This is a genomic window from Geodermatophilus tzadiensis (assembly GCF_003002915.1).
GTDB classification, from domain to species: Bacteria; Actinomycetota; Actinomycetes; order Mycobacteriales; family Geodermatophilaceae; genus Geodermatophilus; species Geodermatophilus tzadiensis.
In genome coordinates this window covers 76,283-98,118 of record NZ_PVTG01000017.1, presented here as the reverse complement: position 1 = coordinate 98,118, position 21,836 = coordinate 76,283, and the positions used below count along the sequence as shown (strand labels likewise).

The window sequence follows — 21,836 nt, the reverse complement described above, 5'->3', positions numbered from 1 at the left end:
GGTGACCAAATCTAGATGGCCGGGGAGCCCTTGCCCAGGAGGTGAGGCGAACGCCGCTGGCGCCGGGCGGTTCGCAACCGCCGCAGCCGGCGCACCAGGAGGGGGTCGGCGGCCAGCGCCGCGGGGCGGTCGACCAGGGCGTTGAGCACCTGGTAGTAGCGCGTCGGGGCGACGCCGAACTGCTCGCGGATGGCCGTCTCCTTCGCGCCGGCGTGGCGCCACCACTGCCGCTCGAAGGCCAGCATCTCGTGCTCGCGCCGGGTGAGGCCCGCGGGCTGCGCGGGACCCTCGCTCGACGCCGTGTCCTCGGGCGGGGAGACCGCGGGGACGGGGTCGGGGGTCATGGCCGGGACGTCCGTTCGATCGGGGGGAAGCCGTCACCCACGACGGTAGGCCCGGGTGCCGACACTCCGCGCCGTGTCGTGCGCGCCGTCGGCGATCCGTGACCGGGCGAGGCCCTCACGCGGCGGCGGGCACCTGCTCGGCGGCCGCCCGGCGCCCGGCCGCGCGGGCGGCCCGCAGGCTGTCGACGGTGAACACGGCGAGCGCGGTCCACACGACGGCGAACCCGGCCAGCCGCGCCGGGGGCATCGGCTCGCCGTAGACGAAGACGCCGATGGCCAGCTGCATGAGCGGTGTCACGTACTGCAGCAGGCCCACCGTCGACAGCGGGATCCGCCGGGCGGCCGCGGCGAACAGCAGCAGCGGCACCGCCGTCGCGATGCCGGAGCTGACCAGCAGCAGCAGGTGCCCCGTGCCCTCCCCCGCCGTCCCCCGCCCGGTGCCCTGGAGCACCCCGATGACCACCAGCGCGGGCACCAGCACCAGCGCCGTCTCCACCAGCAGGCCCGGCGCCGCCTCGACCCGCACCAGCTTCTTGAGCAGGCCGTAGCCGCCGAAGGTGAGGGCCAGGGTCAGCGCGATCCAGGGCGGGCGGCCGTAGTCCCAGGTGAGGACGGCGACGGCGAGGGCGGCCAGGCCCACCGCCGTCCACTGCAGCGGGCGCAGCCGCTCGGCGAAGACGACGACGCCGAGCAGCACGCTGACCAGCGGGTTGATGAAGTAGCCCAGCGAGGTCTCGACCACGTGGCCGGAGTTGACGCCGTAGACGAACACCAGCCAGTTGGCCGCGATGAGCACCGCCGCGCCAGCCAGCACGAGCAGCGACCGGAGGTCGGTGACCGCGGCGCGCACCAGCGACCACCGGCGCAGCACGGTGATCAGCAGCGCGACGAACAGCAGCGACCAGACCACGCGGTGGGCGACGATCTCCAGCCCGCCGGCGGGCTCGAGCAGCGGGAAGTAGAGCGGGAACAGGCCCCAGAGCCCGTAGGCGGCCAGCCCCGCCGCCGTCCCGGTGCGCCGCTCGTCCACGCGCCGCACCGTACGCCCGCCTCCCGAGCGGTCCTGAGCCAGGCTCAGGACCCGCGTCTAGGAGGTCTGGATGTAGTCGACGAGGTGGGCGCGCTCCTCCTCGAGCTCGTCGAGCCGCGCCTTGACGACGTCGCCGATCGAGACGATGCCCAGCAGCCGGCCGTCCTCGACCACGGGCACGTGCCGGACGCGGTGGTCGGTCATCGTGCGGGCCAGGTCGTGCACGGAGGCGCCGGGGACGCAGGTGCGCACCTCGGCGGTCATCAGCGCCGACACCGGCCCGTCGAGGACGCCCGGGCCCGAGGTGTGCAGCCCGCGGACGACGTCGCGCTCGGAGAGGACGCCGTCGACGGCGCCCGGGACGGCGGCCACCAGCAGCGCCCCGATGCCGTGCTCGGCCAGCAGCCCGAGCGCCTCGCGGACCGGCGCGCTGGGCGCCACGGTGACCACGCCGGGACCCTTCCGGCGGAGCAGGTGGGCGATCTGCACGGGCGCCTCCCTCCCTCGGCGGCGGCAGTCTCCACCCGGCCGCGAGCGCGCACAACGGCCCGCGTCACGAGGGGCGGCACGAGCAGCCGGACCGGCCTACCGTCGGTGTGTGCGCACCGAGCACCGCCCCTCCGCGGCCACCGCCCGGCCCACCCCGTGGCAGTGGCTCTACTACGCCTTCGGCGGCCGGCTGCCCCGGCGGCTGTCGGCCTGGGTGCTCGCCGACACCACCGGCCCCGGCTGGGCGCGCCGGCACCTGACCCGCTCGGTGGTGCAGCTCTCGCCGCTGGTGGCGCTGTGCATGGTCGTCCCGGTCGGCGTGGGCTACCGGCTGACCGCGGCGCTCGGCGGCCTGGTGGTCGGGCTCATGTACTCCCTCGCCCTCATGGTCGAGACCACCGAGCACCGCGTGGCCAAGGCCGGCTACCCCGCGGGCACCGCCGCCCGGCTGCGCGAGGAGCGGGCGGAGCGCGCCCGGACCGCCCGGGTCGAGCAGCGCCACCCCTACCGCGTGGGCGGGGCGGGCAGCTTCGACTGAGCGGGTCGCGGGAGGGAGCCGACGGGGGGACTCGAACCCCCAACCGCCCGATTACAAGTCGGGTGCGCTACCAGTTGCGCCACGCCGGCGGGACACGGGAACAAGTCCCGGGACGAGTCTAGGGACAGCGCGGGCGAGGACTCCGCGGGCTCCAGGACGCCGCCCCTCCGGCGGTCGGGCCCGGGTCAGAGCCGGGGGTCGACCGGCTCGGACTCCAGGGCGAGGACGGCGAAGACGCACTCGTGCACGCGCCACAGCGGCTCGCCCCGGGCCAGCCGCTCCAGCCCCTCCACGCCCAGCGCGTACTCCCGGAGCGCGAGTCCGCGCTTGCGGCCGAGCGACCGCTGCCGCAGCCGGTCGAGGTGCCGGGGCTCGGTGTAGTCCGGGCCGTAGACCAGCCGCAGGTACTCGCGTCCGCGGACCTTCAGGCCGGGCTGCACCACCCCACCTCGCCCGCGGGTCGGGCCGGCCGCGGGCTTGACGACCATGCCCTCACCGCCGGCGGCGGTCAGGTCCTCCCACCACGCCGTCGCCGCGGCCTCGCTCGTCGGGTCGGTGACGTCGACGGGGAGCGAGCGGGTGCCGCGGACGAGTCCGGGGTCGGCCGCGGCGAGGCGGTCGGCGAGGGCCAGGTGCCAGGCGTGCGGCCGGTCGGCGTGGGTGGCGCCGGCGGAGGCGAGCAGCTGGAAGGGCGCGAAGGAGACGCCGCCGAGCCCGTCGGTGGGCCAGCAGTAGCGCCGGTACCCCTGGGTGAACGCCTCCGCGTCGGCGACGCGCCGCCGCTGGCGGTCGAGCACGTCGGCCACCTCGAGGCCCCGTGCGGCCGCCTGCTCGAGGGCCGCCACGGCGACCGGTAGCGCCGTCCGGGCGGCGGCCCCGACGGTGGCGTACTGGTTGCGGACCAGGTCAGCGGCCTTGACCGACCAGGGCAGCAGCTCGGCGTCGAGGAGCAGCCACTCGCTGTCGAGCTCCTCGAACAGCCCCGCCTCCTCCGCCGCGGTGCCGAGGCGGCCCAGGAACGCGGCGGTCAGCCCGGGGCCGAAGAAGGAGCGACCGGTGCGGGTGTGCAGCGCACCGCTGCGGTCGCGGCGGACCAGCGCGACCGCGCGGGAGCCCATGTGCTTCTCCTGGCAGACGACCTCGGCCACGCCCTCGGTGCGGAAGTAGGCGAACGCCTCGGCCGGGTGCTCGAGCAGCCCCGGCCGGGTCGAGGTGGCCGACGGGCTCATCGTCGGCGGCAGGTGGAGCAGCTGCTCCGGGGCGACGGCGAAGCGGCTCATCACCTCGATCGCCGCCGCGGCGCTCTCCTCGCGCACGGTCACCCGGCCGGCGAGCCGGGTCTCGACGACCCGCTTGCCGAGCACGTCCTCGACGTCGAGGACGTCGTCCCGGCGCCGCGTCCCGGTCGCGGGTGCCGCCTCCCCCTCGGGCAGGAACGGGCGGGCCGGCTCGTAGTAGGTCTCCCTGGCGGCGACGCTGACCAGCTCGCGCTCGGGGTAGCGCAGCGCGGTCAGCCGGCCGCCGAAGACGCAGCCGGTGTCCAGGCACAGCGTGTCGTTCACCCACTCCGGCGTCGGGACGGGGGTGTGCCCGTAGAGCACCGTCGCGCGGCCCCGGTACTCCTTCGCCCAGGGGTAGCGGACCGGCAGGCCGAACTCGTCGGTCTCCCCGGTCGTGTCGCCGTACAGCGCGAAGGCCCGCACCCGCGCGCTGGACCGGCCCTGCAGCGACTCCTTGAGCCCGGCGTGCGCGACGACCAGCGCCCCGCCGTCGAGGACGTAGTGGCTGACCAGGCCGTGGCAGAACTCCTCGACCCGACGCCGGAAGCCGTCGTCCTCCCCCTCGAGCTGGGCGAGCGTGCGCTCCAGGCCGTGGGTGACCTGCACGTCCCGACCGCGCAGGGCGCGCACCAGCTTGGCCTCGTGGTTGCCCGGCACGCACAGGGCGTGTCCGGCGGCGACCATGCCCATGACCAGGCGCAGGACGCCGGGTGAGTCCGGCCCGCGGTCGACGAGGTCGCCGACGAAGACCGCTCGTCGTCCGGCCGGGTGCTCGGCGTCCACCGGGCGGCCGTGCTCGTCGCGGCGCAGCTCGTAGCCGAGCTCGCCCAGCAGGTCCTCGAGCTCGGCGCGGCAGCCGTGCACGTCGCCCACGACGTCGAAGGGGCCGGTGTCCTCGCGCCGGTCGTTGTACTGCTTCTCGTAGGTGACGACCGCGCGCTCGACCTCCTCGGTGCCGTCGAGCACGTGCACCTTGCGGAAGCCCTCACGGCCCAGGCCGCGCAGGCCGCGCCGCAGGTCGGTCCGCTGCCGCCGGACCACCTCGGGGGGGAGGTCCCGGTCCGGCCGGGCGGCGTTGCGGGCCAGGCACTCGCCCTCCGGCACGTCGAGGACGACCGCGACCGGCAGCACGTCGTGCTCGCGCGCCAGCGCCACGAGGGACGCCCGGTCCTCGCGCTTGACGTTGGTCGCGTCGACCACCGTGAGGCGGCCGGCGCGCAGCCGGACGCCGGCGATGTGGTGCAGCAGGTCGAACGCGGCCGGCGTCGCCGACTGGTCGTTCTCGTCGTCGGCGACCAGGCCGCGGCAGGAGTCGCTGGAGACCACCTGGGTGGCCCGGAAGTGCCGGCGCGCGAAGGTGCTCTTGCCCGAGCCGCTGACCCCGATCAGCACGACCAGGGCGAGGTCGGGGACGACGACGGTGCGCGGTCGACCGGCCGGGCGCTCCTCGGCGGGGGTGCTCACGCCGCCACCTCCGTCGCCGCGCCGCGGGTGAACACGGCCATCTGCGTGGGTGTCCCGACGTCCGGGTCCTCCTCGCCGACGCCGAGCAGCCGCGCCGTGTACCCGTACCGGTCCCCGGCGGCGGCCACCCAGTCGGCGAACTGCTGACGGGTCCACTCGAACCGGTGGTCGCGGTGCCGGAAGGTGCCGGCCGGCAGGCCCTCGAAGCGGACGTTGTACTCGACGTTGGGCGTGGTGACGACGACGGTCGCGGGGGCGGCGGCGCCGAAGACGGCGTGCTCGAGCGCGGGCAGGCGGTCGAGGTCGAGGTGCTCGACGACCTCCATCAGCACCGCCGCGTCGTAGCCCCGGAGCCGGACGTCGGTGTACGTCAGGCCGCTCTGCAGGAGGCGGATGCGTGCCCGCTGCCGCTCCGGGAGCCGGTCGAGCCGCAGGCGCCGGGCGGCCACCTCCAGCGCCCGGGCGCTGACGTCGACGCCCAGGACCTCGGTGAACGCCGGCTCGGCCAGCAGCGCGTGCAGCAGCGCGCCGGCCCCGCAGCCGAGGTCGACGACCCGCTGCGCGCCGGCCGAGCGCAGCGCGGCCAGCACCGCCCCGTGCCGCTGCACCGCCAGGGGCACCGGCCGGTCGGTCGCGTCCTCGCCCTCCGGCGACCGCGGACCGCCGGCTGCGGCGAGCGGCGGGGCGATCGCGTCGTCCAGCGTCTCGGGATCGGCGTCGTCGACCTCGGCGAGCCGCTCGATCGCCCGGCGGGTCAGGGCGGTCCGGTGGCCCAGGTACCGGCGCGTGATGAGGTCGCGCTCCGGGTGGCCGGCCAGCCAGCCGCTGCCCGCGCGCACCAGCTTCTCGACCTCGTCGCTGCCGACCCAGTAGTGCTTCGCGTCGTCGAGCACGGGCAGGGCCACGTAGAGGTGGTTGAGCGCGTCGGCGAGCCGGAGGTCACCGCCCAGCCGCAGGTCGACGTACCGGGAGACGCCCCAGTCCGGCAGGGTCTCGTCCAGCGGTACCGCCCTCGCGTCGACCCGCCAGCCGAGCGGCGCGAAGAACCGCTGCGCCATCTCCACGCCACCGCGGCACGACAGCGCGGGGACGTGCACCTCCAGCGGCAGGGCGACGTCCACCAGCTCCGGCCGTTCCCTGCTCACCCCCCGGCGGGCGCTGGAGAACGCCTTGCCCAGGGCCACGGCCAGCAGGCTCGACGCCGCGTACGGACGGTCGTTGACGTACTGGGCGAGCGCGCCGTCGTCCCCGCCGGCCCGAGCTGTGCGCACCAGGCCGACCGGGTCGACCTCCAGCAGCAGCGCCGCGGTGCACCGGTGCTCGTCCGCCTCGGGGTAGAAGACGTGCGCCGTGCCGGTCGAGACCTCCACCTGCTGCGCCCGCGCCGGGTTCTTGTGCAGCAGGAAGCCGAGGTCGGTCGCGGGCACGTGCGTGGTGGTCAGGGTGACGAGCACGCCCGAGTGTCACCGAGCGACGCCCGGCAGGCGAACTCCTTTCGGTACCGTGCCCGCGTCCTGTCGCCTCGGGCTACGACCCCGGGTGGCGACGCCGGGGCTAGGGCATCGGCTCCATCTCGCCCGTCCCGTCGGCGCCGGGAGTCGTGAGGGCCGGGACCGCCTGAGGCGCGGTCAGCACGAGCACGCCCAGCGCGAGGAGCAGGGCCGCCGTCCCGTAGGTCGCCACGCGCCGCCACGGCAACGTCTTCTCGACGGCGATCACCCCCGCCACGACGGCCATCCAGACGACGCTCATGACGCCCAGCGCGAACAGCGACGCCATCAGCGCCCAGCAGCAGCCGACGCACCACGCGCCGTGTCTCGCGCCCATCTGCAGCGCGCCCCGGCGGCCGTCGCGCCACGAGCCCAGCAGGAACCCGAGCGGGCTGCGGCACTTGCCGAGGCAGACGTCCTTGAGCGGGGTGAGCTCGTAGACCGCCGCGACCACCAGGGTGGCGCCGGCGACCCACCGGCCCGCGCGGTCCCAGGCGAGCACGTCACCGGCGGCCCGGGTCACGAGCGCCGTGAGCGCGAAGGCGAGCAGGCCCGCCGCTGCCCAGGTGAGCAGGTAGCCGGCCGCGAACAGCAGGGGCGACAGCGGAGACCGCCGCCGGGTCATCCGGGAGTACAGCGCGACCGTCGGTGCGACCGACGGGAACATCATCGCGGCCATCATCACGACCCAGACCGAGAGGAACCAGCCCAGCGTCCCCAGGCCGGTCCACGGGCCCTCGTCCATGCCCCGCATCGACTGGACGGTCCACCACCAGCCGACGCCGGCCAGGACGAACAGGACGGCGACCAGTCCCAGCCGGACACGGACGGCGGCGAAGGCCGGCGCGAGGCCGCGGTCCGGGGGGAGGCGTACCTGCGCCGGAGGGCTCACGGGGTCACCCGGCCCAGGAGAACTCCGCGGTCGAGACGCCGCTCCTGCCCTCGTACCGGATGCCGAAGGCGTCGATCCGGGAGCGCCGCGCCTCGGCGATCGTCAGGTCCGACGCGACCGGGTGGCCCCCACCGACCAGCCTGGCCGGCCGACTGTCCTCCCTGTCGAACGGCACGACGTCCTCGACCTCGAAGTCGATCACGTCCCCGACCCGGACGCTGTGTCGCAGCCCGTCGTCCCGGAACTCGATCGGCGCCCGTTCGACGCCGGCGATCTCCGCCACGAGCGGGCCGAGTGCGGCCATCGGCCCGCCGAGCTGCCCACCGAAGACCTGGACCAGCTTGTCGAACTGCTCGTCCGTGGCCTGGTCGTCGACGAACATGCCGAGCCGCCAGTTGCCCTCGGTCATCACCTTCGGGGTGTCGATGATCGTCACGACCCTGCGGCCCCGGACGTCGGTGCCGTCGACCTGCCCCTCGCGGATGGCGAAGGCCAGGGTCGCCCGGCAGAAGTCGTAGGTCGCGCCGTGGTCGAACGAGAGGTTGCACGGGCACATGAGCTCGCACGAACACGTCTCGGCGTAACTGCCCCTGAGGTCCCACGCCATGGCCGGCCCCCTCCGCGAGGGAGCCAGTGTCCGACCGTCCGGCGGGACCGGTCAACGGCCCCCGCGACGGCTCCGTCGCTCAGGCGGGGGCGGTGCCCGCGGCCGGGCCCTGCTGCAGCCAGTCGGCCGGGTCGCTGCCCGGCAGCGGGCCCTCGGCCAGCCAGCGGGCGAAGCCCTCGGGGTCGCGGCGCTCCAGCTCGTCGAGCGTGTCCTGGCGGCGGCGGACCACGGCCTGGCGGGCCGCCGGGTCCAGCCGCCCGGCGAGGGCCGCCGTCGTGGTCAGCCACTCGCGGCCCAGCGCCACCGTCGACAGCGTGGCCACCGGCGGCAGGGCCAGCACGCGGGCGCCGGGCCGGCCGGAGTACCGGGCGGTCCCCGGCCGCGGCGGTCCGGCCGGCGCCACCGACGGAGGCGGCACTACGGGAAGGCCGGGGCGGTGCCCGCCGGGCCGGCCGGCGCGCAGCAGCCAGACACCGAGCCCGGCGATGACGAGCAGCGCGGCGGCCGACGCGGTGAGCGCGGCGCCGCCGACCGCGGCCGTCCCGGAGAGGAACAGCAGGACGACGATGGTGGCCGCGCCGGTGCGCCAGGCGGCCTCCAGCGGGGCCGGCCCCCCGTCGGTCGACTCGCGGGCCACCCCGGCGGCCAGGCAGGCGGTGACCACCGCGGCCAGCCCGATGGCCAGCAGCCCGGGCGGCCGCAGGGCCAGGCCCCCGACGACCACGACGGCCGCCAGGGCGAGGGCGGCGACGCCCAGGAGCAGGCGGACGGGCAGACCGCGGTCGGACATCGGGCAGCCTCCAGGGGGGCAGGCCGGGCACGGGGCTCCCGGCCGGCTCCAGGCGGAGCGACCGGGACCGCCCCCTACCCAGCGGAACGGCGCTCGCACACCGCGCCCGGGCGTGTCGTGGCCCGCCGGGTCGCGGGCGGCATGATCGCCGCCCGTGGGCACCTCCGTCGTCGACCTCGGACCCCGGCTGGCCGTCGTCCTCGTGCTGCTCACCGCCCTGGCCGCGGTCGGCGGCCGGCTGTCCGGACTGGGGCAGGAACGGCCGGTCGTCGTGGCGGCGCTGCGGGCCACCGTGCAGCTGGCCGCGGTCTCGGCGGTGCTGCTGGCCGTCGTCGGCTCGCTGTGGCTGTCGTCGGCGTTCGTGCTGCTCATGCTCACCGTCGCGGCGGTCACCGCCGCCGGGCGGGTCAGCGGCCTGACGCTGCGCACGCCCGGGGCGCCACGCCGGGTCGCGGCGGCGGCGCTCGCGGTCGTCGGCGGGGCCGGGCCCGTGGTGGGGCTGGTGCTGGCCAGCGGCACGGTGCCGCTGCGCGGTGAGGCGGTGGTCCCGGTGGCCGGGATCCTCATCGGCGGGGCCATGACGGCGACGTCGCTGGCCGGGCGGCGGCTGCGCGAGGAGCTGGCCGGCCGGCGCGGCGAGGTGGAGGCGGCACTGGCCCTGGGACTGCTCCCCCGCGACGCGGTCCTCCTCGTCGCCCGCCCCTCGGCCGCCACCGCCCTCGTCCCGCCGCTCGACCAGACGCGCACCGTGGGCCTGGTCACCCTCCCGGGCGCGTACGTCGGCGTGCTGCTGGGCGGCGGCAGTCCGCTGGCCGCCGGGGCCGCCCAGCTGCTCGTGCTGGTGGGGCTGCTGGCCGCCCAGGTCGCGGCGGTGTGGATCGTCACCGAGCTGGTCGCACGTGGGCAGGTGCTGGCCTTCCTGCCCCGCTGAGGACGTCCAGCGACCTCACAGGCGACCTGCAGCGCCCCACCAGTCGCCGCGCCGACCGTGGTCGTCGAGGGCGGCGGACGGCCGCCCGTGAGGGAGGCGCAGGACAGTGACCGACGGACAGCAGCACCCGGCGCAGCAGCCGACCGGCGCGACCCCGGGGTGGGCCCCGCCGCCGTCCGGCGGCTCCTGGCACCCCTCGGGCGGGACCGCGACGGTCCCGCCGCCGCTGGTGCCGCTCGTCCCCGCCGCCGCGCCGCGCCGCGCCAGCCGGCTGCGGCTCGGCGTCGCCGGGCTGCTCGCCGGCGCGCTCATCGGCGGCGGCGCCGGGGCCGGCGTCGTCGCGCTCACCGCGGACGGCGGCACCGCGGCGACGACGGCCGCCACCGCGCAGAGCGTCGTCGTCAAGGACCCCCAGACGGCGACCGCGGTGACCGCCGCCGCCGCCAAGGCGGCGCCCAGCGTCGTCACCGTGTACGTCAGCGGCGGCTCGGGGTCGGGCAGCGGCTCGGGCGTGGTGCTCTCCGCGGACGGCTACGTGCTGACGAACAACCACGTGGTCACCCTCGACAGCAGCACCGACGGCGCCACCATCCAGGTGCGCACCTCCGACGGCACGCTCTACGACGCCACCGTCGTCGGCACCGACCCGACCTCGGACCTCGCCGTGGTCAAGCTGCAGGGCGCCGACGGGCTGACCCCGGCGACCTTCGCCGACTCCGACGACGTGCAGGTCGGCGACCTCGCGGTGGCGATCGGCGCCCCGCTCGGCCTGTCCGACACGGTCACCGACGGGATCATCAGCGCCACGAACCGCGCGGTGGCCACCGGCTCCACCCGCGACGACGCGACGGTCCTCGACGCGCTGCAGACCGACGCGGCGATCAACCCGGGCAACTCCGGCGGCGCGCTGGTCGACGCCGCCGGCGAGGTCATCGGCATCAACAGCGCCATCGCCTCGGTGGCCTCGGGCGCACCGGGCCAGGACGCGCAGAGCGGCAACATCGGCGTCGGCTTCGCCATCCCCAGCAACACCGCGCAGCGCATCGCCCAGGAGATCGTCGCCACCGGCTCGGCCACCCACGCCGTCCTCGGGGTGCAGGCGCAGACCGCGGCCAGCGACGCCAACAGCGGGGTCGGCACCGGCGCGCAGGTCGTGCAGGTGCAGGACGGCGGCGCGGCGGCCTCCGCCGGGCTGCGGGCCGGTGACGTGGTGACCGCCGTCGGCGACCGGGCGGTGACCACCTCCACCGAGCTCACCGCCGCGGTGCGCAGCAGGGCCCCCGGCGACGAGGTGACGCTGACCGTCCGCCGCGACGGGCAGACCTCCACCGTGCACGTGACGCTCGGCAGCAGCGACAGCTGATCCCCGCGCCCCGACGGCACCCTCCCGCGCCTCCTAGGCTCGGGAGGGTGTCGTCGTCCCCGAGCGCTCCGCTGGCCTCCTCGCTGGACGACCCGGAGCGCGCCGAGGGCCTGCGCCGGATGAAGCGGCTGGCCACCGGGCTGTTCCTGCTGGCCGCGGCGGTGTTCCTCGCCTGCGTGCTGGTCGGGGAGGACGCCGGCGCCTGGGTCGGGTACGTGCGGGCCACCGCCGAGGCCTCGATGGTCGGCGCGCTGGCCGACTGGTTCGCCGTCACCGCGCTGTTCCGGCACCCGCTGCGGATCCCGATCCCGCACACGGCGATCATCCCGCGCAAGAAGGACCAGATCGGCGCGAGCCTGGGCACCTTCGTGCAGGAGAACTTCCTGACCCGCGGCGTCGTGGAGGACAAGCTCGCCACCGTCGACGTCCCCGGCCGGCTCGGGGGCTTCCTCGCCGCGCCCGGCCGGGCCGAGCGGCTGGCCGCCGACGCCGCGGTCGCGCTGACCGGGGTCACCGACCTGCTGCGCGACGACGACGTGCAGGACGCCGTCGCCGGGCTGGTCGACCGCAAGCTGCACGAGACGCCGGCCGCGCCGGTGCTGGCGCGGGTGCTGGAGCTGGTCGTCGACGGCGACCGCCACCAGGAGGTGCTCTCGGCGGCGCTGCGCTACCTGGCCCGCTTCCTGGAGGACAACCGGGTGGTGTTCCGCGCCCAGCTCGGCGACGCCTCCCCCGCCTGGGTGCCCGACTGGGTCGACGACCGGGTGTTCGACCGGGTGTTCGCCGGGGTGCAGTCCTTCCTCGACGAGGTGGGCGCCGACCGGCACCACGAGCTGCGCCGGGTGTACGACGCCCGGCTGCGCGTCTACGTGCACGCCCTGCGCACCGACCCCGACACCGCCGCGCGGGTCGAGGCGTTCAAGAAGGAGCTGCTCGAGCACCCGGCGGTGCGCACCTGGTCCTCGTCGCTGTGGACCAACGCCAAGACCGCGTTCCTCGCCGCGGCCGCCGACCCCGACTCCGAGCTGCGGGCCCGGGTGGCCGGGCTGGTCCGCGACGCCGCCCGGCTGCTGCAGACCGACCCGCGGGTGCGCGAGCGGGTGCAGCGGCAGTCGGTGCGGGTTGCCGGCTACCTGGTCGACCGGTTCGCCGGCGAGCTGGCCGACGTCGTCGGCGCCACCGTGGCGCGCTGGGACACCGAGGAGACCAGCCGGCGCATCGAGTTGCAGGTGGGCCGCGACCTGCAGTTCATCCGGATCAACGGCACCGTCGTCGGCGGCCTGGCGGGCCTGGTCATCTACACCGTCGCCCAGCTGCTGGGGTGAGGCGCTCGATGATCAGGTGACCTGATCGTCGCGGCCGCTACCGGCGGGCCTGGGCGGCCGCGTAGAGGGCGATGCCGGCGGCGACGCTGACGTTGAGCGACTCGGTGTCGCGGGCGATCGGGATGCGCAGGACGACGTCGCAGCGCTCACGGACCAGCCGCGACAGCCCCGTCCCCTCCGCGCCGACGACCAGGACCACCGGGTCGGCGAGGCCGTCGAACTCGTGCAGGTCGGTGTCGCCGTCGCCGGCCAGGCCCACGGTCATCAGCCCGGCGTCCTGGTAGGAGGCCAGCGCGCGGGCCAGGTTGACCGCGCGGGCCACCGGCAGCCGGGCGGCGGCCCCCGCGCTGGTCCGCCAGGCCGAGGCGGTCATGCCGACGGCGCGGCGCTGCGGCACGACGACCCCGTGCGCGGCGAACGCGGCGGCCGAGCGGACGACGGCGCCGAGGTTGCGCGGGTCGGTGACGCCGTCCATCGCCACCACCAGCGGCGGCCGCCCGGAGTCGCGGGCGACGTCGAGCAGGTCGTCGGGGTGGGCGTAGGAGTAGGGCGGGACCTGCAGGCCGATGCCCTGGTGCAGCGCCCCGTTCGACATCCGGTCGAACTCGGCCTTGCCCACCTCCAGCAGCGGCAGGCCGCGGTCCGCGGCGAGCTGCACCGCCTCGGTGACCCGCTCGTCGGACCGCGTGGACTCACCGGTGACCACGTAGAGCGCGGTCGCCGGGATCTCCGCGCGCAGCGCCTCCACCACCGGGTTGCGGCCGAGCAGCAGCTCCGGGGTCTCCTCGGCGCGCTGGCGGCTGCGGTCGCGCTCGGCCCGCCGGCGCGCGTCGGCCTGCGCCTTGCGCTGCGCCGGGTGCCCCTTGCGCATCTCCGCGGGCGGGGTCGCGCCGCGGCCGGCGAGGGACCGGCGGTTCTTGCCGCCCGTGCCCGCGGTGGCGGTCTTCTTGCCGGCACCGCTCGTGCGGCCGCGGCGCTGGCTGTTGCCGGCCATCAGCGGGTCAGCTCCCATCGGGGTCCCTGCGGGGTGTCCTCGACCTGCACGCCGAGGGCGGTGAGCTGGTCGCGCAGCGCGTCGGCCGCCGCGTAGTCCTTGCGCGCGCGGGCGGCCTGGCGCTGGTCGAGCGCCAGCCGGACCAGGCCGTCGGCCACCTCGGTGAGCCGGTCGTCGGATCCACCGCCGGCCCACCGGGGGTCGAGCGGGTCGAGGCCGAGCACGGCGAGCATCGCGCGCACCGGGCCGAGGGCGGCGGCGGTGGCGGCGTCGTCGCCCTCGGCCAGGGCGGTGTTGCCCTGCCGGACGGTGTCGTGCACGACGGCGACGGCGGCCGGGGTGCCCAGGTCGTCGTCCATCGCGGCGCGGAACGCCTCGGGGAGGTCGGCCGAGTGCTCGGCGCCCACCCGCTCGGCGGCCCGCTGCACGAACGACTCGATCCGCCGGTAGGCCGCACCCGCCTCGGCCACCGCGGCGTCGGTGAACTCGATCGTCGAGCGGTAGTGCGGGGCGACCAGGTAGTAGCGCAGCTCCACCGGCCGCACCCGCTGCACCACCTCGTCGACCAGCGCGGTGTTGCCCAGCGACTTGCTCATCTTCTCGCCGCCGAGGGTGACCCAGCCGTTGTGCAGCCAGTACCGCGCGAACCCGTCGCCGGCCGCGCGCGACTGCGCCTGCTCGTTCTCGTGGTGCGGGAAGCGCAGGTCCAGCCCGCCGCCGTGGACGTCGAAGTCGGGGCCGAGGTAGCGCCCGGCCATCGCCGAGCACTCCAGGTGCCAGCCCGGCCGGCCGCGCCCCCACGGCGTCGGCCACGCCGCGGTCGCCGGCTCGCCGGGCTTGTGCGCCTTCCACAGCGCGAAGTCGCGGGGGTCGCGCTTGCGCTCGTCGGTGTCGGTGTCGCCGGCCGCCTCGAGGTCCTCGAGCCGCTGGCGGGTCAGCGCCCCGTACTCCGGGAACGAGCGGACGTCGAAGTAGACGTCGCCGTCGACGGCGTAGGCGTGCCCGCGCTCGACCAGCCGCTCGACGAGCTCGACCATGTCGGGCACGTGGCCGGTGGCGCGCGGCTCGTAGGTGGGCGGGCGGACGCCGAGGACGTCGTAGGCGCGGGTGCAGGCCAGCTCGTTGGTGTAGGCCCACGCCCACCACGGCACGCCCGCCTCGGCGGCCTTGGTGAGGATCTTGTCGTCGATGTCGGTGACGTTGCGGACCAGCGTGACGTCGAGGCCGTGGCCGTGCTCCAGCCAGCTGCGCAGCACGTCGAAGACCAGCGCGGCCCGCACGTGGCCGACGTGTGGCGGCCCCTGGACGGTGAGCCCGCAGACGTACATCGAGGCCTGTCCCGCACGCAGGGGCGTGAAGTCGCGGACCGCGCGGGCGGCCGTGTCGTACAGGCGGAGGCTCACTGCGCGGAGTCTACGGAGCGCTGCGTCGGCGGGGCGCGGAGTCTACGGAGCGCTGCGTCGGCGGGGCGCGGAGTCTACGGAGCGCTGCGTCGGCGGGGCGCGGAGTCTACGGAGCGCTGCGTCAGCGGGGCGCGGAGTCCACGGACCCCGCCTCGACGACCAGCGCGGTCGCGATCGCCGCCCGGCCCTCGCCGCGCCCGACCAGGCCCAGGCCGTCGGTGGTGGTGGCCGTGACGCTCACCGGGGCACCGAGCGCCGCCGACAGCGCGGCCTCGGCCTCCGCGCGGCGCGGGCCGAGCTTGGGCGTCGGGGCGACCAGCTGCACGGCCGCGTTGCCGACCCGCCAGCCGGCCGCGGCGAGCGTCTCCCGCACGTGCTCGAGGACGGCGACACCGCGGGCGCCGGCCCAGCGCGGGTCGTCGGTGCCCAGCAGCCCGCCGATGTCGCCGAGCCCGGCGGCCGACAGGACGGCGTCGGTGAGGGCGTGCGCGACGACGTCGCCGTCGGAGTGCCCGGCGCACCCGTCGGCGCCGGGCCACTCGAGGCCGGCCAGCCGGCACGGGCGCCCGGCCTCGACCGGGTGCACGTCGACGCCGAGGCCCACCCGCGGCAGCCCGGTCACCGGGCCACCTGCAGCCCGGCGAGGTGCAGGTCGTGCGGCACGGTCACCTTCGCGGCGCGCTCGTCGCCGTCGACGGTCGCCACCGGGACGCCGGCGGCGCGCACCACGGCCGCGTCGTCGGTGAGCTCGGCGCCCTCGGGCAGGCCGGCGTAGGCGGCGACGAGGACCGCGCGGTCGAAGCCCTGCGGCGTCTGCACCCGGCGCAGCCGGGCCCGCGGGACGGCGTCGGCGACCAGGCCGCCGTCGTCGACGACCACGGTGGTGTCGACGACGGGCAGCACCGGGACGACGGCGGGGGCGCCGGCGGCCAGCGCGGCGAGCACCCGGGCGACGACGTCGGGCGGGGTGAGCGGGCGGGCCGCGTCGTGCACGAGGACGACGTCGGCGCCCGGGCCGGCGGCGGCCAGGCCGGCGCGGACCGAGGCGGTGCGGGTGGCGCCGCCCTCGACGAGGTGCACGCGGCCGGGGAGCGCGGCGGCGAAGGCCGCCCGGTCGGCGGCGGGGACGGTCACCACGACCTCGTCGACCCCGCCGGCGAGCAGGGTCTCGACCGCCCAGGCGACCAGCGGCCGGCCGGCCAGCTCGACGAGCGCCTTCGGCCGGTCGGCCCCCAGACGCGAGCCACTCCCGGCCGCTGCGACGACGCCGACAGCGGACACGGGAGTGGCCGGGTGGAGCAGAGGGTGCGAGAGGCTCAGCTGGCGAGGACCTCGTCGAGCAGGACCTCGGCCTTGTCCTCGTTGGTGCCCTCGGCGAGCGCGAGCTCGCTGACCAGGATCTGGCGGGCCTTGGACAGCATCCGCTTCTCGCCGGCGGAGAGGCCACGGTCCTTGTCGCGGCGCCACAGGTCGCGGACGACCTCGGCCACCTTGTTCACGTCACCGGAGGCCAGCTTCTCGAGGTTGGCCTTGTAGCGGCGCGACCAGTTGGTCGGCTCCTCGGTGTGCGGGGCCCGCAAGACCTCGAACACCCGGTTCAGCCCGTCCTGCCCGACGACGTCGCGGACGCCGACGATCTCTGCGTTGTCGGCCGGCACGCGCACGGTCAGGTCGCCCTGGGCGACCTTCAGCACGAGGTAGGCCCTCTCTTCACCCTTGATGACCCGCGTCTCGATCGCCTCGATCAGAGCGGCACCGTGGTGCGGGTAGACGACGGTCTCGCCGACAGTGAAGCCCATGTGATTGTGACCCCTTTCGCTGACCCCAGGTTAGCACGGCACACTGACGGCCGGACAGATCCGTCTGCTCATATGCGCAGGTCAGAGGCCTGGTGAAGTCTCCGGGAGGGGTTGACAGAGGCGTGGTCGGTGTGCGTGCGCACCCTTCGCGGGCCTCCCTCGTGCGGGCCCTCGTGCTCGCCACGCATGCCCCGCCGTCGGGCGCGGTGACGGTCGTGGCGACCCTGCTCGCCGTCGCCGCGGGACTGTCCGCCGGGCGGGTGGCCCTGGTGGGGCTGGCCGTCCTCGCAGGTCAGGCCTCCATCGGCTGGAGCAACGACTGGCTCGACGCCGATCGCGACCGGGCCGTCGCCCGGGCGGACAAGCCCGTCGTACAGGGCGCCGTGGCTCCCGCCGTGCTGCGGACGGCGGCCCTCGCGGCGGCCGCGGCGGCCGTCGTCCTGTCGCTGCTGCTCGGCCTCGTGCCCGGGCTGCTGCTGCTCGTCCTGGTGGCCAGCGGGTGGGCCTACAACGCCGGGCTCAAGCGGACCGCGGTCTCCGCGCTGCCCTACGTGACCGGCTTCGGCGCGCTGCCGGCCGGGGTGGTGGCCGCCGCGCCGGGGGTGCCGGTGGCGCCGTGGTGGCTGCCCGCGGCCGGGGCGGCGCTGGGTGCCGCGGCGCACCTGGCCAACGTCGCCCCCGACCTCGCCGACGACCTCGCCACCGGGGTGCGCGGCCTGCCGCACCGGCTGGGTGCCCGGGCATCGGCGGCACTGGGCGCGCTGCTGCTGGGGACCGCGTCGCTGGTGCTGGTCCTGGGGCCGGCCGGTCCGCCCGCCTGGTGGGGCTGGGCAGGACTGGCGCTGGCCGTGCCGGCCGTCGTCGTCGCGGCGCTGGCCGGGACGGCCCGCTTCCGCCGGGCGGCCTTCCCGGCGGTGCTGCTGCTCACGGTGCTCGACGTGGTGCTGCTGGTGGCCGGCGGGGCCGCGCTCACCTGAGCGCGGCCCCGCCCTGGCTCACTTGCGGCCGTTGCCGCCACCGTTCCCGTTGCCACCGCCGTTGGTGTTGCCACCACCGTTGCCGTTGCCGTTGCCGCCGGCGTTCCCGGGGGTCGCGGCCGGTGCGGGCGCCGGAGCGGGGGCCGGGGCCGCCTGCGCCGGGGCGACCGGGGCCGTCGCGGCGGGCTGCTGGGGAGCCTGCGCCGGGGCCAGGACGGGGGCTGGGGCCGGGACCGGTGCCGGGGTGGCCGCCCGGGCCGCCTCGCGGGCGGTCTGCCGGTCGGCGTTGCGCAGGTGGGCAGCCTGGCTGACGCGCTCCCCGGTGGCCCAGCCCATGTGCGCACCCTCGCTGACCCAGGCGCCGAACGACTGGTCCGGGGCCGGGCCGGCAACCCACTGCTGCTCGGTCAGACCCGACTCGGACAGTGGCGGGTCGGTGACGACGGGCTGCTCGGTCGCGACCTCGAGGGGCGCCCCGGAGTCGTCGCCGGACTCCTCTTCGGACTCTCCGCCGGGGACCTCGTCATCGGCGGCGGGGACCTCGTCGTCGGCGTCCGAGACCTCGTCATCGGCGTCTGGGGCCACAGGGGTGGCATCAGGCTGGGTGCTGGTCACCGTGTCGCCGCTGCCGCCCTCGGCAGGCTGGGAGACGGCGGGGGGCTGGTCGACGACCGCGACGGTCGTCACCGCGCCGGTGACGGCGAGGGCGACGGCTCCGGTGGCGGCGGCGCACTTGGCGGCGATGCCGGCGGCGGCGAGCTTGGCGGTGAGGGTGCTGAGGATCATGCGGGGTCTCTTCCGTGAGGCCCGGGCGGGCTGCCCGGTCGTCCGCGTGGACGGGTCCGACTGGTCGGTGAGCAGACCGGTGGCCAGCAGCTCGGCCAGGGCCGCGGAGGGCCGCCCGGGGGCGGTGGCACCGGCCCGGACCGCGTCGGTGAACGCGGTCAGGTGCGCGGCGCCCGCGGGCACGGGCCGCCCGGCGAGGCAGGCCGCGAAGGCGTCCTCGTCGGTCCGGGCGTCGGCTGGCGTGGTCATCTCGCTCCCGTCATCGCCGGGCGGGCCGAGAAGGGTGCGCGCGCCGCCACGGCCGTCTCACCCGTCCGGGGGGTCCCGGCCGGTTCGAGGCGGGCGCGCAGCGTCCGCAGCCCGCGTCGCTGCAGCGCCTTGACCGAGCCGGCCGAGCGGCCCATCACGTCCGCGACCTGCTCGACGGTGAGGTCGGCGAGCACCCGCAGCAGCAGCACCGAGCGCTGGTCCGCGGGCAGGTCGGCGCACATCCGGTGCACCGCCTCGGTGCCCAGCCGGACCAGGACGTCGTCCTCCACGTCCCCGCCGGGCGTCTCGGGCGGCGCGTCGCCGGCGTCGTCGACCAGCTGCGGACGGCGGCTGCGCCGGCGCCACTCGTCGACCAGCCGCCGGTGGGCGATGGTGAACGCCCACGAGCGCAGCGCGGCCTCGTCGCCGGAGAAGCCGCCGAGACCGCGGAAGACCGCGAGGAACGTCTCGCTGGCCAGGTCGTCGGCGTCCGCGGCGCCGTGCAGCCGCAGGTAGCCGGTCACCGCCGGGGAGAGGTCCCGGTAGAGCACCTCGAAGGCCCACGCGGCGCCCGCCTGGGCCGCCGCGAGGACGTCGTCGAACGCCGGCCCCGTCGCCATCGCCACCTCCTGCCGTTCCTCCGTGCGGAGGTGGCATCGGCAGGTGCGGGCCGGAACTGGACCGCCGTCCCCCGGTCAGGGGAGGCGGTCAGGGCGGGCTGGTGCCGCGGGCGGCCTCCTGCTCGACGACCAGCGGGAGGTCCTTGAGCCGGTCGAGGCCCTGCAGGGGGCGCCGCATCCGCTGGTTACCGGCCAGCCGCTCGCGGTTGCGCTCGAGGAAGGCCCAGTAGCCGGCGGTGTAGGGGCAGGCGTCCTCGCCCAGGCGCTGCCGCGGGTCGTAGGGGCAGCCGCGGCAGTAGTCGCTCATCCGGTCGATGTAGGCGCCGCCGGCGGCGTAGGGCTTGGTGGCCAGCGCGCCGCCGTCGCCGTGCTGGCTCATGCCGACGACGTTGGCGACCATCACCCAGTCGTAGCCGTCGACGAAGGTGCGGTGGAACCAGTCGGTCATCGCCAGGGGGTCGATGCCGCGCTGCAGCGCGTAGTTGCCGAGCACCATCAGCCGCGGGATGTGGTGCACCCACCCGTCGCGGCGCAGGTCGCCGAGCACGCCGGACAGGCAGGCGGCGTCGACGGCGGTGTCGTCGAGGTCGGCCATCCAGGCGGGCACCGGCTCGGTCGCGCGGAGGACGTTGGCGTGCCGGTAGTGCCGGCCGAAGTGCCAGTAGGTGTGCCAGATGTAGTCGCGCCAGCCCATGACCTGCCGGACGAAGCCCTCGACCGAGTTCAGCGGCAGCGGGTCGCCGTCGGCGGCGCGGGCCCGGGCGACGTCCTCGGCGGCGTGCACCACCTCCAGCGGGTCGAGCAGGCCGAGGTTCATCGCCGGCGACAGCAGCGAGTGGGCCAGCCAGCGCTCACCGGCGAGCATCGCGTCCTCGTGCGGGCCGAAGGCGCCCAGCCGCTGGGTGAGGAAGTCGTGCAGCCGGGTGAGCGCCTCCTCACGGGTGACCGGGAACAGCCGCGGGCCGTCGTCGCCGACGAAGGAGACCTCGCCGTCGGCCTCCCAGCGGTCGAGGTCGGCGCGCACCTGCTCGTCGATCTCGTCCTCGGCCGGCCACCACGGCTCGGGCGCCGGCGAGCGGCCGTCGCGCGGCGCGGGCTCGCGGTTCTCCTGGTCGTAGTTCCACCGCCCGCCCAGCGGCTCGGCGCCGTCCATGAGCACGCCGAGCCGGCGGCGGGCGTCGCGGTAGAAGTCCTCCATCAGCAGCCGGCGGCCCCCGCGACCCTCGGCCCAGCGGGCGAAGTCGCCCTGGCTGCTGACGAACCCGCGCGCGGCGAGCACCTGCAGGTCGCGGCGGCGCAGGACGTAGTCGCGGCTGCTCCAGGTGGTCGGCGCGCAGACGCTCAGCGGCTCGTCGTAGCGGTCGAGGGCCTCGGCGTAGGTGGTGACCCGGTGCAGGTGCGCCTGCTCGCCGAGCTCGGCGGCCCGGTGGCGCAGCGCCGAGAGCACCAGGTGGGCCTTCTGCCGGTGGAAGCGGCGGCGGGCGAACACGGCCTTCGACTCGACGAGCAGCACCGGCTGGTCGGGGGAGTCGAGGAAGTGCGGGCCGAGTTGGTCGGCGAACAGCCAGCGGCGGGTGCCCGGCGACCGCTCGGGGAAGTCGGCCAGCGCCGGGTCGCGCTCCTCGGCGCCGGGACCGCCGGTCCGCGGTCGCTCCAACTGCCTCACCTCCCGGCGGACATGGTGGGTCGACCGTTAGGCTCGGCGCGACTTGGGCCACCGATCCGCACGGTGGCCGGCACGTGTTCCCGCTGGAGGTCGACCGCTGTGAACCGCGCGAAGAGCGCCGCCGTGATGGGTGCCCTCGTGATCGCCCCGGTCGCCCTCGGTGCCTGCAGCGCCGGGCAGGTGTCCCAGACCGGCACGCAGGACCGCGACAAGGTCGGCCCCCAGGCGCAGGTCGAGGACGTCCTGCTGCGCCAGGTGCTGCTCGCCTACCCCGAGGAGGGGCAGTACGAGGAGGGGGACGACGCCGAGCTGATCGTCACGATCGTCAACGCCTCGAACGCCGACGACACCCTCACCGGCATCGAGGGCGAGGGCTTCAGCGGCCTGCAGGTGGCCGCCACCGGCCCCACGCCCTCGCCGTCCTCCCCGGCGGGCAACCAGCCCACGGCCACGCCGACGCCCGGCACGACCGGCGCCACCCCGGCCGCGCCGCCGACCGCGGCCACGCCCACCAGCGCCTCCCCGACGGCGTCCTCGGAACTGGCGCTGGACATCCCGGCTGACACCGCGCTGTACATCGGGCGCGAGGACGGCGCGACGATCACCCTGCAGGACCTCGCCGAGCCGCTCACGGCCGGGCAGAACCTGACGCTGACGTTCACCTTCGAGCAGGCCGGCGACATCACCGTGCAGGCGGTCGTCTCCTCGCCCGAGGAGGAGGTCGAGCGCGGCGAGCCGTTCCACTTCGACACCGAGGAGGAGTCGGACGAGCCCAACACCGAGGCGGAGTGACGCGAGC

Annotated in this window: 22 protein-coding genes and 1 tRNA gene; 6 read left to right on the top strand and 17 right to left on the bottom strand. The window is 76.3% G+C overall.

Annotated elements, in window-relative coordinates; all coding sequences use genetic code 11:
• Positions 1-11: 11 nt before the first annotated feature.
• The 3 genes from LY71_RS19275 to LY71_RS19265 all read right to left on the bottom strand — a co-directional run bounded on the left by LY71_RS19275 (position 12) and on the right by LY71_RS19265 (position 1,863).
• Positions 12-344, bottom strand: coding sequence for a DUF3263 domain-containing protein (locus tag LY71_RS19275; protein WP_106280717.1), 333 nt, complete (start codon positions 342-344; stop codon positions 12-14).
• Positions 345-459: 115 nt separating this feature from the next.
• Positions 460-1,374: an EamA family transporter RarD gene (rarD, locus tag LY71_RS19270; protein WP_106280715.1), complete on the bottom strand. Its 915-nt coding sequence runs from the start codon at positions 1,372-1,374 to the stop codon at positions 460-462.
• Positions 1,375-1,431: 57 nt separating this feature from the next.
• Positions 1,432-1,863: a CBS domain-containing protein gene (locus LY71_RS19265; protein WP_106280713.1), complete on the bottom strand. Its 432-nt coding sequence runs from the start codon at positions 1,861-1,863 to the stop codon at positions 1,432-1,434.
• 109 nt (positions 1,864-1,972) lie between these two features.
• On the opposite strand from LY71_RS19265, the gene LY71_RS19260 reads away from it, so the two are divergent.
• Positions 1,973-2,401 (top strand): DUF5313 family protein, encoded by a 429-nt coding sequence (locus LY71_RS19260; protein WP_106280711.1) that lies wholly within the window; start codon positions 1,973-1,975, stop codon positions 2,399-2,401.
• 16 nt (positions 2,402-2,417) lie between these two features.
• On the opposite strand, the gene LY71_RS19255 is transcribed toward LY71_RS19260, so the two are convergent.
• The 6 genes from LY71_RS19255 to LY71_RS19230 form a co-directional block, all read right to left on the bottom strand.
• Positions 2,418-2,490: transfer RNA gene (locus tag LY71_RS19255), tRNA-Thr, on the bottom strand.
• A gap of 96 nt (positions 2,491-2,586) precedes the next feature.
• Positions 2,587-5,145 carry a polynucleotide kinase-phosphatase gene (locus tag LY71_RS19250; protein WP_106280709.1) on the bottom strand — a complete coding sequence of 853 codons (2,559 nt, stop codon included), beginning with the start codon at positions 5,143-5,145 and terminating at the stop codon, positions 2,587-2,589.
• The gene (locus LY71_RS19245; RefSeq protein ID WP_106280707.1) at positions 5,142-6,599 is read right to left on the bottom strand and encodes a 3' terminal RNA ribose 2'-O-methyltransferase Hen1; all 1,458 of its coding nucleotides are present in this window, start codon (positions 6,597-6,599) and stop codon (positions 5,142-5,144) included. The genes LY71_RS19250 and LY71_RS19245 overlap by 4 nt, the downstream gene beginning before the upstream one ends.
• 100 nt (positions 6,600-6,699) lie before the next feature.
• Positions 6,700-7,527, bottom strand: a complete 828-nt coding sequence (locus tag LY71_RS19240; protein ID WP_106280705.1) for a DUF2182 domain-containing protein — start codon at positions 7,525-7,527, stop codon at positions 6,700-6,702.
• Positions 7,528-7,531: 4 nt separating this feature from the next.
• Positions 7,532-8,134: a DUF1326 domain-containing protein gene (locus LY71_RS19235; protein WP_106280703.1), complete on the bottom strand. Its 603-nt coding sequence runs from the start codon at positions 8,132-8,134 to the stop codon at positions 7,532-7,534.
• A 79-nt stretch (positions 8,135-8,213) separates the two neighbouring features.
• Complete coding sequence (locus LY71_RS19230; protein WP_106280701.1) at positions 8,214-8,924, bottom strand: hypothetical protein; 711 nt, start codon at positions 8,922-8,924, stop codon at positions 8,214-8,216.
• Positions 8,925-9,078: 154 nt separating this feature from the next.
• Between LY71_RS19230 and LY71_RS19225 the strand changes: the two genes are divergently transcribed.
• From LY71_RS19225 to LY71_RS19215, 3 genes are all read left to right on the top strand, one after another.
• Positions 9,079-9,855 (top strand): ABC transporter permease, encoded by a 777-nt coding sequence (locus LY71_RS19225; RefSeq protein WP_106280699.1) that lies wholly within the window; start codon positions 9,079-9,081, stop codon positions 9,853-9,855.
• A gap of 106 nt (positions 9,856-9,961) precedes the next feature.
• The gene (locus tag LY71_RS19220) at positions 9,962-11,218 is read left to right on the top strand and encodes a S1C family serine protease (protein ID WP_106280697.1); all 1,257 of its coding nucleotides are present in this window, start codon (positions 9,962-9,964) and stop codon (positions 11,216-11,218) included.
• A gap of 47 nt (positions 11,219-11,265) precedes the next feature.
• Positions 11,266-12,543, top strand: a complete 1,278-nt coding sequence (locus LY71_RS19215; protein WP_245888100.1) for a DUF445 domain-containing protein — start codon at positions 11,266-11,268, stop codon at positions 12,541-12,543.
• Between the two features lie 37 nt (positions 12,544-12,580).
• On the opposite strand, the gene rlmB is transcribed toward LY71_RS19215, so the two are convergent.
• The 5 genes from rlmB to LY71_RS19190 form a co-directional block, all read right to left on the bottom strand.
• The gene (gene rlmB, locus LY71_RS19210; RefSeq protein ID WP_245888099.1) at positions 12,581-13,555 is read right to left on the bottom strand and encodes a 23S rRNA (guanosine(2251)-2'-O)-methyltransferase RlmB; all 975 of its coding nucleotides are present in this window, start codon (positions 13,553-13,555) and stop codon (positions 12,581-12,583) included.
• The gene (gene cysS, locus LY71_RS19205) at positions 13,537-14,940 is read right to left on the bottom strand and encodes a cysteine--tRNA ligase (RefSeq protein WP_106280692.1); all 1,404 of its coding nucleotides are present in this window, start codon (positions 14,938-14,940) and stop codon (positions 13,537-13,539) included. Before cysS ends, rlmB begins: the two co-directional genes overlap by 19 nt.
• 121 nt (positions 14,941-15,061) lie before the next feature.
• On the bottom strand, positions 15,062-15,562 hold the full coding sequence (gene ispF / locus LY71_RS19200) for a 2-C-methyl-D-erythritol 2,4-cyclodiphosphate synthase (protein ID WP_106280690.1): 501 nt from the start codon (positions 15,560-15,562) through the stop codon (positions 15,062-15,064).
• Positions 15,559-16,221 carry a 2-C-methyl-D-erythritol 4-phosphate cytidylyltransferase gene (gene ispD, locus LY71_RS19195; protein WP_106280688.1) on the bottom strand — a complete coding sequence of 221 codons (663 nt, stop codon included), beginning with the start codon at positions 16,219-16,221 and terminating at the stop codon, positions 15,559-15,561. Before ispD ends, ispF begins: the two co-directional genes overlap by 4 nt.
• A gap of 35 nt (positions 16,222-16,256) precedes the next feature.
• On the bottom strand, positions 16,257-16,739 hold the full coding sequence (locus LY71_RS19190; RefSeq protein ID WP_012946870.1) for a CarD family transcriptional regulator: 483 nt from the start codon (positions 16,737-16,739) through the stop codon (positions 16,257-16,259).
• Between the two features lie 215 nt (positions 16,740-16,954).
• On the opposite strand from LY71_RS19190, the gene LY71_RS19185 reads away from it, so the two are divergent.
• Complete coding sequence (locus LY71_RS19185) at positions 16,955-17,716, top strand: UbiA family prenyltransferase (protein WP_245888097.1); 762 nt, start codon at positions 16,955-16,957, stop codon at positions 17,714-17,716.
• An 18-nt stretch (positions 17,717-17,734) separates the two neighbouring features.
• Here the strand turns inward: LY71_RS19185 and LY71_RS19180 are convergent, their stop codons facing one another.
• From LY71_RS19180 to LY71_RS19170, 3 genes are all read right to left on the bottom strand, one after another.
• A complete protein-coding gene (locus tag LY71_RS19180) occupies positions 17,735-18,751 on the bottom strand; it encodes a hypothetical protein (RefSeq protein WP_106280686.1) in 1,017 nt (338 codons plus the stop codon).
• On the bottom strand, positions 18,748-19,371 hold the full coding sequence (locus LY71_RS19175; protein ID WP_106280684.1) for an RNA polymerase sigma factor: 624 nt from the start codon (positions 19,369-19,371) through the stop codon (positions 18,748-18,750). Before LY71_RS19175 ends, LY71_RS19180 begins: the two co-directional genes overlap by 4 nt.
• An 88-nt stretch (positions 19,372-19,459) precedes the next feature.
• Entirely contained in the window at positions 19,460-21,028 is a 1,569-nt protein-coding gene (locus LY71_RS19170; protein WP_170121416.1) for a cryptochrome/photolyase family protein, read from the bottom strand.
• A gap of 108 nt (positions 21,029-21,136) precedes the next feature.
• On the opposite strand from LY71_RS19170, the gene LY71_RS19165 reads away from it, so the two are divergent.
• A complete protein-coding gene (locus LY71_RS19165; protein ID WP_106280679.1) occupies positions 21,137-21,829 on the top strand; it encodes a copper chaperone PCu(A)C domain-containing protein in 693 nt (230 codons plus the stop codon).
• Positions 21,830-21,836: the final 7 nt, after the last annotated feature.

Excerpts from the sequence above, each read along its gene's own strand:
- LY71_RS19275 (WP_106280717.1), bottom strand. The coding sequence starts at position 344 with ATGACCCCCGACCCCGTCCCCGCGGTCTCCCCGCCCGAGGACACGGCG.
- LY71_RS19235 (WP_106280703.1), bottom strand. The coding sequence starts at position 8,134 with ATGGCGTGGGACCTCAGGGGCAGTTACGCCGAGACGTGTTCGTGCGAG.
- LY71_RS19230 (WP_106280701.1), bottom strand. The coding sequence starts at position 8,924 with ATGTCCGACCGCGGTCTGCCCGTCCGCCTGCTCCTGGGCGTCGCCGCC.
- rlmB (WP_245888099.1), bottom strand. The coding sequence starts at position 13,555 with ATGGGAGCTGACCCGCTGATGGCCGGCAACAGCCAGCGCCGCGGCCGC.
- LY71_RS19190 (WP_012946870.1), bottom strand. The coding sequence starts at position 16,739 with ATGGGCTTCACTGTCGGCGAGACCGTCGTCTACCCGCACCACGGTGCC.
- LY71_RS19180 (WP_106280686.1), bottom strand. The coding sequence starts at position 18,751 with ATGACCACGCCAGCCGACGCCCGGACCGACGAGGACGCCTTCGCGGCC.
- LY71_RS19175 (WP_106280684.1), bottom strand. The coding sequence starts at position 19,371 with ATGGCGACGGGGCCGGCGTTCGACGACGTCCTCGCGGCGGCCCAGGCG.